Origin of the sequence: Pseudomonas sp. 2VD (genome assembly GCF_005503585.1) — a bacterium.
In the GTDB taxonomy this organism is placed as follows: Bacteria; Pseudomonadota; Gammaproteobacteria; order Pseudomonadales; family Pseudomonadaceae; genus Pseudomonas; species Pseudomonas aeruginosa.
Genome location: NZ_SCND01000535.1, coordinates 1 through 2,862 on the forward strand (window position 1 = coordinate 1; position 2,862 = coordinate 2,862).

At 59.2% G+C, this 2,862-nt stretch carries 3 protein-coding genes; 2 read left to right on the forward strand and 1 reads right to left on the reverse strand.

Going from position 1 to position 2,862, the window contains the following annotated elements:
• Positions 1-580, reverse strand: a 580-nt coding sequence (locus tag FFS27_RS31200) for a phytanoyl-CoA dioxygenase family protein (RefSeq protein WP_137952474.1), incomplete at its 3' end; no start/stop codon positions are given.
• A 448-nt stretch (positions 581-1,028) separates the two neighbouring features.
• Between FFS27_RS31200 and FFS27_RS31205 the strand changes: the two genes are divergently transcribed.
• Positions 1,029-1,610: a TetR/AcrR family transcriptional regulator gene (locus FFS27_RS31205; RefSeq protein WP_003089176.1), complete on the forward strand. Its 582-nt coding sequence runs from the start codon at positions 1,029-1,031 to the stop codon at positions 1,608-1,610.
• A 365-nt stretch (positions 1,611-1,975) separates the two neighbouring features.
• On the forward strand, positions 1,976-2,862 hold an 887-nt coding region (locus FFS27_RS31210), incomplete at its 3' end, for a flavin-containing monooxygenase (RefSeq protein WP_137952475.1).

Consider the following 2,862-nt stretch of genomic DNA (forward strand, 5'->3'; position numbering starts at 1 on the left):
CTGCGCCGATGGTTTCTTCCTGGGTGGGCATCCGTTCGTCATCCCATTGATGACTGCCAGGAATGACCCGCGTCGCGCCGTTCTCTTCGGTGAAGTCGGTAATCGCCAGCATGAGCTGCAAGCGAGCCTCGCGACCATACTGCGGATGCCGCCAGAGCGAAGTGGCATCGTCGCGATGCAGGGGTTGAAGACCTTGTCCAGGCCCGATCTGTATGGCCTGGGTCATGCTCAGTTGGATATCGGGCGTGATCTCGACCCGATCGTTCCCTACCCAGACATGGGTGGGAGTCTGCAATACCTGCTTTGCCGTCTCGAGGAACAGGGGGTTCAGTGCCACTTCCACGGCGGAGTCGCTTTTCGCCAGGATCCGCGCGGTACGTCGAGTCTGGGTGCCGGCGAAGTAAGGGTCCATGCCGCAGGGGGTAACGCCCAGATAGCTGTCCAGGTCCTCGGTAAGAGACTTCAAGGTTTCTTCCGAGACGAAGTTGCAAATAGCGACAGCGCCATCACGCCTGATGATTTCCACTACCTGCTCGATCGGGGTGTCGCAGCTGACTGTCGTCAATCTTCGCGTACTCATCTGATGCCTACCTGTGTGGTGTTGTCATTGTTCTGCAGGGCCTCCGCAATCAGCCTCAGCCCATGAGCGTTCACTCTCATGCGGTCAGACCGCCCTCTCCTTGCGCCTGGCGCGGAAAGGAGGTTTGATCATACGACATGATCATGTGATCAAGTCAAACGATTAATAATTCTGCGTGGCATCTCGGCGCTCAGGAAAGGCCTGCCGAATCAAGATGCGGCTCTACGCGGGTTCGCGCTGGCGATAGCGGATTGCCCAGGCTCGATCCTGTTCCGCTTCGGCTACGCATCGCCGGCGGTCGGAGCGAAACATCTGGAGAGACAAAGGGTCGCTGCCTTGGTCTTCAGGCGTGTCGACTCATGGATTGGAGAACGGCCATGCGTTAGCATTCGTCCCGGTCGACAGCGGACCAGTCGCCTGGCGGCAACACCGAAGAAGGAGAAGCTGAATGGCTCGAGTGGGCGCCGAAGTGCGCAGGCAAGACTTTATTGAGGCCGCCGTGAAGGTGATCGCGGAATATGGTGTGGCGAATGCCACTACCCGTCGCATCGCGGCCGCGGCGAATTCTCCATTGGCCTCCCTGCACTATGTCTTCCACACCAAGGACGAATTGTTCGACGCGGTCTATGAATCCCTGATAGACACGCCACAGCAGTCCTTGCTGCACGTTACGGCGGGAGCCACGGCGGCAGACTCGGTAGCAGAGATATTGCGCCAGTTGGTCGGGTGGTTCACCACGCATCCGCAACTGGCGACTACGCAGTTCGAGCTGTTTTTCTGGAATCTGCGTAACAACCCCGCGATGGCGAGCAAGATCTACACCGACTCCATCGAAGCGACGAAGCAGGCCATCGAACAGGTCGCTGGCTCGGTGCTGGACCAGGAAGCGCTGGGCACTGTCAGTCGCTTGCTCATCAACCTGTTCGATGGCTTGCTTCTCGCCTGGTCCGCCCATGGTGACCAGGAGCGGCTGAATGCCGAGACCGAAGCCGCCTGCCAGGCTGTGAAGCTGTTGGTGGCCAGCTTCTGATCTTTTCGAAGGCGCATCTCTAGAGAGGGGCATGGGGACACGGTTCGCCGTGCCCCTGCTCTTCGGGCCTCTTGCCAGTGCAGGTGCGACGCCTCTTCTAGCTCTCCTCTCCCCGCCTCCAGCGGAATCCTGGGCGGCCACCTCGCCCGGTCTCCTCCTCGTAATCCTGCAAGCTGACTGTGCGCTTCTCGTCCATGGATCAGGCCTTCCGCCATGGCCTGGTGTGGCACCTAGGTGCAAATAAACCCAAACCGATGGAAACCTGGTGCATTTCGCACCTTGTACCAGCAACTCGCTCGCGTCTATTCTGGTCAAACGATCAAGTCAAAAGATCAAGTCTCTATAACACAACAATAGGAGGCGACATGTCCTCTCACACTGCTCTTCCAATTGAGCCGCTCGATGTTCTGATCATAGGAGCCGGTGTGTCTGGCATCGGCGCTGCGGCTTACCTTCGACGTCACCAACCGAACAAGGTGTTTGCGATTCTCGAGTCCCGGGAGCGAATGGGCGGCACCTGGGACCTGTTCCGCTATCCCGGCATACGCTCCGACTCCGACCTGTACACCTTCGGCTTCGACTTCAAGCCTTGGACCAAGGCGAAATCTCTGGCGGATGCCGCCGACATTCTCGAATACCTGCGAGAAGCCGTCGCTGAATACCAGTTGGACCCCTTCATCCAGTACCGGCAGAAAGTGGTCTCGGCGAATTGGCAGAGCGACAAAGGGCTGTGGGCAGTATGCGTCGAGGACGGCCACACGGCAGAAACCCGCACCATCGAATGCCGCTGGCTGTTCAGCGCAGGCGGTTACTACCGTTATGACCAAGGCTTCAGCCCACGCTTCGAGGGCGCGGAGCAGTTCAAGGGGCAAATCATCCACCCGCAACACTGGCCCGAGCGCTTGGACTATCGGGGCAAGCATGTGGTGGTCATTGGCAGCGGCGCAACGGCGGTGACCCTGATTCCCGCCATGGCCGACGAGGTCGCCAGCATCACCATGTTGCAGCGGACGCCCTCCTATATCGTCAACCAGCCCGCCAACGATTCCGTTGCCGCTTTTCTTCGCAAGATTCTGCCGGCGCAAACCGCCTACTCACTGACGCGCTACAAGAATGCCAAGATCACCCTGGTCTTCTGGCGATTCTGCCAGCGCTTCCCCGGGCTCGCCCGCAAGCTGCTCATATGGCTGACCCGTAGAGAATTACCGAAGGGCTATCCGGTCGACGTTCATTTCAACCCGCCCTACAAGCC

What these genes read in the sequence shown, in the direction of transcription:
- FFS27_RS31205 (WP_003089176.1), top strand. Translation starts at nt 1,029, where the DNA reads ATGGCTCGAGTGGGCGCCGAAGTGCGCAGGCAAGACTTTATTGAGGCC.